General features: G+C 70.8%; 7 protein-coding genes. 6 read left to right on the forward strand and 1 reads right to left on the reverse strand.

The genetic code is table 11. From position 1 onward, the window contains the following. Nucleotides 1-20 precede the first annotated feature (20 nt). From ACZ5CW_RS16975 to ACZ5CW_RS16995, 5 genes are all read left to right on the forward strand, one after another. The gene (locus ACZ5CW_RS16975; RefSeq protein WP_468601903.1) at nt 21-1,496 is read left to right on the forward strand and encodes a cellulose binding domain-containing protein; all 1,476 of its coding nucleotides are present in this window, start codon (nt 21-23) and stop codon (nt 1,494-1,496) included. A gap of 60 nt (nt 1,497-1,556) precedes the next feature. Continuing rightward, the gene (locus ACZ5CW_RS16980; protein WP_468601904.1) at nt 1,557-3,272 is read left to right on the forward strand and encodes a glycoside hydrolase family 6 protein; all 1,716 of its coding nucleotides are present in this window, start codon (nt 1,557-1,559) and stop codon (nt 3,270-3,272) included. A gap of 257 nt (nt 3,273-3,529) precedes the next feature. After that, entirely contained in the window at nt 3,530-4,438 is a 909-nt protein-coding gene (locus tag ACZ5CW_RS16985; RefSeq protein WP_468601905.1) for a methyltransferase, read from the forward strand. A gap of 426 nt (nt 4,439-4,864) precedes the next feature. After that, on the forward strand, nt 4,865-5,341 hold the full coding sequence (locus tag ACZ5CW_RS16990; protein ID WP_468601906.1) for a WD40 repeat domain-containing protein: 477 nt from the start codon (nt 4,865-4,867) through the stop codon (nt 5,339-5,341). A 69-nt stretch (nt 5,342-5,410) separates the two neighbouring features. Beyond that, nucleotides 5,411-6,112, forward strand: coding sequence for an SDR family oxidoreductase (locus ACZ5CW_RS16995; RefSeq protein WP_468601908.1), 702 nt, complete (start codon nt 5,411-5,413; stop codon nt 6,110-6,112). A gap of 7 nt (nt 6,113-6,119) precedes the next feature. Here ACZ5CW_RS16995 and ACZ5CW_RS17000 read toward each other — a convergent pair whose 3' ends face one another. After that, complete coding sequence (locus tag ACZ5CW_RS17000; RefSeq protein WP_468601910.1) at nt 6,120-6,827, reverse strand: glycoside hydrolase family 75 protein; 708 nt, start codon at nt 6,825-6,827, stop codon at nt 6,120-6,122. A gap of 207 nt (nt 6,828-7,034) precedes the next feature. On the opposite strand from ACZ5CW_RS17000, the gene ACZ5CW_RS17005 reads away from it, so the two are divergent. Further along, the gene (locus tag ACZ5CW_RS17005) at nt 7,035-7,646 is read left to right on the forward strand and encodes an antibiotic biosynthesis monooxygenase (RefSeq protein WP_468601912.1); all 612 of its coding nucleotides are present in this window, start codon (nt 7,035-7,037) and stop codon (nt 7,644-7,646) included. The last annotated feature ends 106 nt before the right edge of the window (nt 7,647-7,752 follow it).

The following is a 7,752-nucleotide window of genomic DNA, read 5'->3' on the forward strand; positions in this document are numbered from 1 at the left end:
CAAGCTGCAAGGAGTCGCTCATGCGACACCCCCCGCGTTCAGTACTTTTAGCCGTCACCGGTGCGGTCGCGCTCCTCGGAAGCGTGGTCGTCCCGGTGATGGCGGCCGAGGGAGCCACGCCCGCGTGCACGGTGGAGTACTCCGTCACCAGCCAGTGGGACAACGGCTTCCAGGGCTCCGTGAAGATCACCAACAATCAGGCCGCGCTGAGCGGCTGGAAGCTCACCTTCGACTACGCCGGCACGCAGAAGGTCACCCAGGGCTGGAACGCCGAATGGTCCCAGTCCGGCACCACCGTGACCGCGGCCAGTGAGAGCTGGAACGGCGCGCTCGGCACCGGCGCGAGCGTCAGCGCCGGGTTCCTCGCCTCCTGGTCGGGGAGCAATGCCGCGCCGGCGGTGTTCAAGCTCAACGGCACGACCTGCAACGTGGACTCGGAACCGACGACACCCCCGCCCACCGATCCGCCGCCGTCCGGCGGCACCGCGCCCGCCCTGCACGTGTCGGGCACCAAGCTCGTGGACGCCGACGGCAGAACCCGCCGGCTGCTCGGCGTGAACCGCTCCGGCGGCGAGTTCATGTGCGTACAGGGCTACGGCATCTGGGACGGCCCCGTGGACGACGCGGCGATCAAGGCGATCGCCGACTGGAAGGCCAACACGGTCCGCATCCCGCTCAACGAGGAGTGCTGGCTCGGCCTGTCCAACATCAAGCCCGAGTACGGCGGTACCCACTACGTCGACGCCGTCAAGGAGCTGGTGGCCCGCGTCGAGGCACACGGCATGACACCCGTCCTCGAGATGCACTGGTCCTACGGCCAGTACACCGGCAACTCGGCCGGCTGCTCCGACGTGCACGCCGGCTGCCAGAAGCCGATGCCCGACATGAGGTACGCCCCGTCCTTCTGGGCCTCGGTGGCGGGCACCTTCAAGGACGACCGGGCGGCCGTGTTCGACCTGTTCAACGAGCCCTACCCGGACCGGGCGACCTCCAGCACCACGGACGCCTGGAAGTGCTGGCGGGACGGCGGCACCTGCCCCGGAATCTCCTACGAGGTCGCCGGCATGCAGGACCTGGTCGACAGCATCCGCGGCGCGGGCGCCGAGAACGTCATCCTGGCCGGCGGGCTCGCCTACTCCAACGACCTCAGCCAGTGGCTGACCTACAAGCCCACCGACCCGGCCGGCAATCTCGCCGCCGCCTACCACGTCTACAACTTCAACACCTGCGCGAACGAGAGCTGCTGGAACTCCACCCTCGCCCCGGTCGCGGCCCAGGTGCCGCTCGTCGCCGGGGAGATCGGCGAGAACACCTGCTCGCACGGGTTCGTCGACCAGGTCATGAAGTGGTTCGACGACCGGAACCTGTCCTATCTGGGCTGGACCTGGAACACCTGGGACTGCTCCTCCGGCCCGTCCCTCATCTCCTCCTACGACGGCAGGCCCACGGCGTACGGCATCGGGCTGCGCGACCACCTGCGCACCGTCAACCCGTAGATCCCCGCAGCACGGCTCCCGACCCGTGGAAATCACGGACGACAGAAGGAACCCGCACTCATGAGTCGTACCAGAATGTCCCTGCTCGCTGCCCTGGCGCTGGTCGCCGGGGCCTCCGGGACGGCGCTGTCCGTCTCCCCGGCCGGCGCCGCGACCGCCGCCGTCCCCTGCACCGTCGACTACAAGGTGCAGAACCAGTGGGACACCGGCTTCACCGTCGCCGTCACCGTCACCAACAATGCGGCCGCCAAGTCGAGTTGGGCGGTCAAGTGGTCGTACGCCGGTAACCAGAAGGTCACCAGCGGCTGGAACGCGAAGCTCAGCCAGAGCGGCACCGCCGTCACCGCTTCCAACGAGAGCTACAACGGCACCCTGGCCACCGGGAGTTCGGTGAGCTTCGGCTTCAACGGCTCCTACAGCGGCACCAACGCCGTACCCGCCACCTTCACCCTCGACGGCGTCACCTGCAACGTCGACGACGGCGGCAGCGGGGGAGGCGGCGACAACGGCGGTGGCAGCGGCAGCCGTGTCGACAACCCCTACGCCGGCGCCAAGGTGTACGTGAACCCGGAATGGTCGGCCAAGGCCGCCGCCGAACCGGGCGGCTCCCGCATCTCCAGCCAGCCCACCGGTGTCTGGCTCGACCGCATCGCCGCCATCAACGGCGTGAACGGCGGCATGGGCCTGCGCGCCCACCTGGACGAGGCGCTCAAGCAGAAGGGCAGCGGCGAAGAGGTCGTCCAGCTGGTCGTCTACGACCTGCCCGGCCGGGACTGTTCGGCGCTGGCCTCCAACGGCGAACTCGGCCCGACCGAGATCGACAAGTACAAGACGCAGTTCATCGACCCGATCGCCGCGATCCTGTCCGACCCCAAGTACGCCTCCCTCAGGATCGTCACCACCGTCGAGATCGACTCGCTGCCCAACCTCGTCACCAACACCGGCAGCCGCGCCACCGCCACCCCCAACTGCGACACCATGCTCGCCAACGGCAACTACGTGAAGGGGGTCGGGTACGCCCTCGCCAAGCTCGGCGCCATCCCGAACGTCTACAACTACCTCGACGCCGGCCACCACGGGTGGCTCGGCTGGGACGACAACTTCGCCCCCTCCGCCAACCTGTTCAAGCAGGCGGCGACCAGCGAGGGCGCGACCGTCGACGACGTGCACGGCTTCATCACCAACACGGCGAACTACAGCGCCCTGAAGGAGAACAACTTCACCGTCGACGACACCGTCAACGGCACCACGGTACGCCAGTCGAAGTGGGTCGACTGGAACCGCTACGTCGACGAACAGTCCTTCGCCCAGGCCTTCCGCAACCAGCTGGTCTCGGTCGGCTTCAACTCGAACATCGGCATGCTGATCGACACCTCCCGCAACGGCTGGGGCGGCACCGCCCGCCCGAGCGGACCCGGGGCCAAGACCAGCGTGGACACCTACATCGACGGGGGCCGCTACGACCGCCGTATCCACATCGGCAACTGGTGCAACCAGTCCGGCGCCGGCCTCGGCGAACGCCCGCAGGCCAACCCGGCGAGCGGGATCGACGCCTACGTGTGGATGAAGCCCCCGGGCGAGTCCGACGGCTCCAGCAGTGCCATCTCGAACGACGAGGGCAAGGGCTTCGACCGGATGTGCGACCCGACGTACACGGGCAACGCACGCAACGGCAACAACCTGTCCGGCGCCCTGCCGAACGCCCCGCTGTCCGGCCACTGGTTCTCCGCCCAGTTCCAGCAGCTGATGCAGAACGCCTACCCGCCGCTGCCGTAACAGTGACGGGCTGAGTGTCCGCCGGGGCCAGGCCTCACCGGTCAGGCCCCGGCGGATCGCGCGCTCCACCGGTCGTCGTGTCCTCGTCATCGGGTCGTGGTCGGTGATCGGCGGGCCCCGGCATCCGGTTCTTCCGGCCTCCCGGCTTGCCGTTCCATCCGCTCCGGTCACCCCTTTTTGCCGTACCGGCAACGGGGCTGGCCCCTGCCCGGTGTGCCGTCGCACGCTGGCGGCATCCGGACGAGAGGCTGACCACCATGGCGCACGACCCCCACGAGCACGGCCACCACGAGCAAGGTCCCCACGAGCACGGCCACGACACCGCCGACATCGACTGGAACGAGCAGGGCCCCCGGCTGGAGGCCCAGGCGGAGCTGTTCGCTCCCGTGTACGAGCGGGCCATGGCCTGGCTCGCGAAGGAGGTGACCGAGCCGGGCCTGATCGTGGACGCGGGCAGCGGACCCGGAGTCGTCTCGTGTCTGTTCGCCGAGGCCTTCCCGGGTGCGCGGATCGTCGCCGTCGACAGCGCCGAGCCGTTGCTGGAGCGCGCCCGCGACCGCGCGGCCCGGCAGGGCGTGGCCGACCGCTTCGACACGATCGCCGGTGAACTTCCCGGTGCACTGGCCGAGTTGGAGTACCCGGCCGACCTGTTGTGGGCCAGTCGCAGCCTGCACCACCTCGGCGATCAGCGATCCGGGCTCGCCGTGTTCGCCGAGCGGCTGGCCCCCGGCGGCACCCTGGCCCTCCTCGAAGGAGGGCTGCCCTCCCGCTTCCTGCCCCGGGACCTCGGCATCGGCCGCCCCGGACTCCAGGCCCGGCTGGACGTACTGGAGGAGGAGTGGTTCGCCCGGATGCGAGCCGACCTGCCGGGCTCCGTCGCCGAGACCGAGGACTGGCCGGCGCTGCTGACCTCCGCCGGTCTGAAGCACACCCGCACCCGCAGCTTCCTGCTCGACCTGCCCGCCCCCGTGACCGACCGAGCCCGCGCCTACGTCGCCGCGCACCTGTCCCGCCTGCGCGACGGTTTCGGCGACGCACTCGACACGGAGGACCGGACCACCCTCGACCGCCTCCTCGACCCCTCCGACCCGATGAGCGTGCACCACCGGCCGGACGTGTTCGTCCTGGGCGCCTACACGGTCCACACGGCAGTACGCCCGGTCTGACCCCGCGCCCGCCGGGAACGGCACCGGCCCGCCCGGCACCGCAGGGTGTCCGGCCGGGTCCGTCGACGGTGCATGGTGTGTTCGGCATCGTCCCGGCCGTGCTCACCCCCTCACCCGCGCGTCCCGTATCGTCCGGCTGTGCGTCCGGTGTGGTCCGTGCCTGTCGGCGGGGGCGGGTTCGGTGCGAGCCGCCTGGCGTGGCAGGGCGTCCAACCGGGGCCGTCGACGGTGCACGGCGTGCTCAGCACCGTCCCGGTCGTGCGTACACGCTCACCCGTGCGCCCCGTACCGTTCGGGTCGCGCACTCCTCGAAGGAGTCGGCGAGCACCCGTTGCTTCAGCCTCTCCCGCGGTTCGGGGTCGAGCGGCTGTCCGGCGGGGTCGCGCAGGACGACGATGCGGCGGGCGGATCGAGGGGAGCGCGGGAGTGGCGGGGGAGGACCTCCTGATGACGGGCGCCTTCAGCCCCGACGGGCGGTACGCCGCCGTCGCCGACCTCCAGGGCCGCGTGACCCTGTGGGACGCGCGCACCTGGCGGCGGACCGCCGTACTGCGGACGGCAGGCTCCGCGGGGGAGCGGCCGGCCCTGGCGTTCGCCGCGGGCGGTTCGCTGGTCGCGGCCGGGGCACCGGACGGGTCCGTCGAGGTGTGGGAGACGGCTGAGCCGGGTTTGCCGGCGGCGCGCCTGCCGGTCGGGGACGGACCGGTGTTGGCCCTCGGATTCTCCTCGGACGGCGCCGAGTTGCACGTGGCGACGTCTCATCTGGCCGACCGCACCCATCCGTTGGCGCCGCGCCGTGCCGCCGCCACGGTGTGTGCGCGGGCCGGGGCCGGACTGGGCGAGGCGGAATGGCACCGCCATCTCCCGTCGGTGCCGTACCGGGCCACCTGTGACCGCCCTTGACTTCGAGCGCCCTCCAAGTGATGGACTTCCCTGGTTCGCACACAACGCGGGGACGAACAGGGGGACTTCATGAACGACTCTCCGGTCGCGCTCATCACCGGCGGCGGCAGTGGGATCGGCGCGGCCGTGGCCCGGCAGCTGCTGGACGCAGGACACCGGGTCACCGTCACCGGGCGCTCGGAACAGCGGCTGCGGGAGTTCGCCGAAGGGCTCGGCGACCCCGAGGAACTGCGGACGGTCGTCGGTGACGCGTCGTCGTTCGACGACGTACGCAACGCCGTCGACCGCACCCTCAAGGCATACGGCCGACTCGACACCGTCGTCGCCAACGCCGGTTTCGCCACCCACGACTCCGTCGCCGACGGCGACCCGGCCGGCTGGACCGAGATGGTCCTCACCAACGTGCTCGGCCCGGCCCTCCTCATCCGCGCCTCGGTGGAGGCCCTGAAGGAGACGCGCGGCCGGATCGTCCTGGTCGGCAGCGTCGCCGGGTTCGTGAACACGCCCGGCAACATCTACGGCGCGACCAAGTGGGCGGTCACCGGGCTCGCCGAGAACACCCGGCGCCAGGTCACGGAGTTCGGGATCGGCGTGACGCTGGTCGCCCCGGGCCGGGTGGAGACCCCGTTCTGGGACGCCTACGGCAGCCTGCCCCCGGGGCACCTCCTCACCGCCGACCAGATGGCCGACTCGATCCTCTGGGCGATCCGCCAGCCGGCCGGTGTCGACGTCAACACCGTGGTCGTACGCCCGCTGGGCCAGCCCAACTGACCCGCTCCTAGTTGTTCTGGAGGAACTGCCTGGCCAGCTGGTCGCCCTGGGTCACCGCCGCGCTGTGGCTCTCGATGGGGGAGACCGTGGAGTTCTTGAACAGGATGTAGGTCACGCCCGAGTCGGTGCCGCCGGTGGCCGGGTCGGGGTCGATGCCGAGCGCCTTGGCGGTGGCGTACGACGCCTCGCCGATGATCTTCGTGGGGCCGGTGTCGCCGACGACGGCGTACTCCACCTTGTTGTTGTAGACGACGGCGACCACACCGCCGCCCTTGATGCCGGCACCGGCGTAGTTCCAGATGCTGCTGGAACTCGGGACCACGACGTACGGCAGTGTCTCGGCCTTCAGAGGCTTGCCGTCGGACTGGTGGAAGGCGGTGTCGTCCTGGTACCAGGGGTCACGGTCCTCGTTGCAGTTGGTGGTGCGCTGGCCGTCGCAGTCGATGTCCATGTCGGCCTTCCAGAACACCGCGCCGTTCTTGCCGCACACGGGGACCGTGGCCGAGGTCTCGTCGTCGGTCTTGTACTTGCCGTTGGAGATCTGCGAGCACGACGTCACCTTGGCGAGCAGGTCGGCCGCGCTGACCGTGCCCTCCTGGGCGGACGTGGGGGCCGTCCCGGGAGCCGAGGTCGCGGACGCGTTCGCGGGGAGGACTCCGGCGGCGAGCAGGGCGGCCCCGGAGGCCGCCGCGAGGGTCAGTGTTCGAAGACGCACTGTGGGGGACCCTTCTGTTAGGAAAGTTTCCTTACCGGGTGCCGTACAAGGTGGACCTGGTTACATGTCCGCGTCAACCCCTGCGTGCGCACGTCGTGAAACCCGCGCGTATTGCGGGGATTTGTGACACGGGCAAGACTGGGGTGGGGGATGGTTCCGGAAGTATTAGGCCATGTCTGTGGCCGCCGGACCGGAAGGCGAGGCGTCATGTTCGTACGCACGGTGTACGCGACCGGCGATCCGGCCCAACTCGACACGGCGATCCGGGCGCTCAACTCCGAGGGACGCGACCTGCTCGAAGAACGGCCCGGCTACCGCGGCGCGGGCGTCTTCGTCGATCGCGACCTCGGCAAACTGCTCACCGTCAGCTGGTGGGACTCCGAGGAGGCCCGGCACAACAGCGACGAGGTGATGCGCGAGCGGCGGCCCGCGCTGCTGGAGCCCTTCGCGGGGACCGTGGCGGTCGAGAACTACGAGGTCGCGGTCTTCCACACACTCCCGCGTCCCACCACCGGCGGCGGACTGCGCATCACCCGGGTGGAGTTCGACCCGGCGGACGCGGACCTGTTCGCCGACACGTTCCACGCGAGTGTGGTGCCCCGCCTCGAGACCCTGCCCGGCCTGGCCAGGGCCGCCCTGTTCCTGGACCGGGAGCGCGGACGCGGGATGGTCGGCACGCTCTTCACCGACCGCCGCTCCCTCGCGGTGTCCCGCGCCGGCCAGGCGGCGGCCCGGCACGAGGGCGCGGCCAAGGCGCACGTGACGGTGGTCGGCCTGGAGGAGTTCGAGGTCGTGCACGCGGACGCGCGGGCCGACTGAACGGCGGCACAGCCGTGGGGGGGGGGGGGGGGGGGGGGGGGGGGGGGGGGGTGTGTGGGGGGGGGGGGGGGTGGGGGGGGGGGGGGGGGGGGGGGGGGGGAGGGGA

It is taken from the genome of Streptomyces sp. NPDC031379, from assembly GCF_055569615.1.

Bases quoted from the DNA above. Each gene is read 5' to 3' on its own strand.
- ACZ5CW_RS16975 (WP_468601903.1), top strand. From the start codon at position 21: ATGCGACACCCCCCGCGTTCAGTACTTTTAGCCGTCACCGGTGCGGTC.
- ACZ5CW_RS16980 (WP_468601904.1), top strand. From the start codon at position 1,557: ATGAGTCGTACCAGAATGTCCCTGCTCGCTGCCCTGGCGCTGGTCGCC.
- ACZ5CW_RS16985 (WP_468601905.1), top strand. From the start codon at position 3,530: ATGGCGCACGACCCCCACGAGCACGGCCACCACGAGCAAGGTCCCCAC.
- ACZ5CW_RS16995 (WP_468601908.1), top strand. From the start codon at position 5,411: ATGAACGACTCTCCGGTCGCGCTCATCACCGGCGGCGGCAGTGGGATC.
- ACZ5CW_RS17005 (WP_468601912.1), top strand. From the start codon at position 7,035: ATGTTCGTACGCACGGTGTACGCGACCGGCGATCCGGCCCAACTCGAC.